Source organism: Microtetraspora sp. AC03309 (genome assembly GCF_020826795.1).
GTDB lineage: Bacteria > Actinomycetota > Actinomycetes > Streptosporangiales > Streptosporangiaceae > Microtetraspora > Microtetraspora glauca.
In genome coordinates, this window is record NZ_JADDIL010000416.1 from 1 (window position 1) to 525 (window position 525).

The 525-nt window shown below is 69.3% G+C and carries 1 protein-coding gene; it reads right to left on the reverse strand.

What is annotated here, in order from left to right:
• A partial coding sequence (locus tag IMZ11_RS43640; RefSeq protein ID WP_228649589.1) for a hypothetical protein occupies positions 1-492 on the reverse strand: 492 nt, incomplete at its 3' end.
• Positions 493-525 lie beyond the last annotated feature (33 nt).

Genomic DNA, 525 nt, shown 5'->3' on the forward strand with positions numbered 1-525 from the left:
GATCTGATGGGACTCCCGCGCCGTGCGGCGCACCCTGGCGTACAGATCCAGCTCGTACAGCTCGTCGCGGGACAGCCCGAGGTTGAGACGAGTGGTGACGTAGACCGCCCGTCGCCAGCCGCGTCGAGGCTGCATCTTGACCGACGAGCGCACGCCAACGCGGGAGAGGTTGTCGATGGCGCGCGGCTCCCCGGGCACGGCCGCCGGGATCGGTTGCTCGAGGATCCAGCTCCCGGCCGAGGACGACCCGCTGATCGGGCGGCCCGGGACCGGCGGGAGCTTGGTGGTGATCTCCGCTTCGCGCGGAGCGGCGAAATTCGAGGTCAGAACGATCGGAGGAGTCGAGACCCTGGCCTCTCCGTGCCGGGACCGTCCGTTGGGCAGCGCCGCAACCGGCCCGCCCAGCAGCGCGTCAAGCCCGCCGTATGCCAGAGGGTCCCTGGCGTGTTTGGCGTCTCCGGAGTACATGAGCCGGTCGTCGTCGGCCGACATAGTTACCTCTCAATCGCTCATTCGCTCCCGACC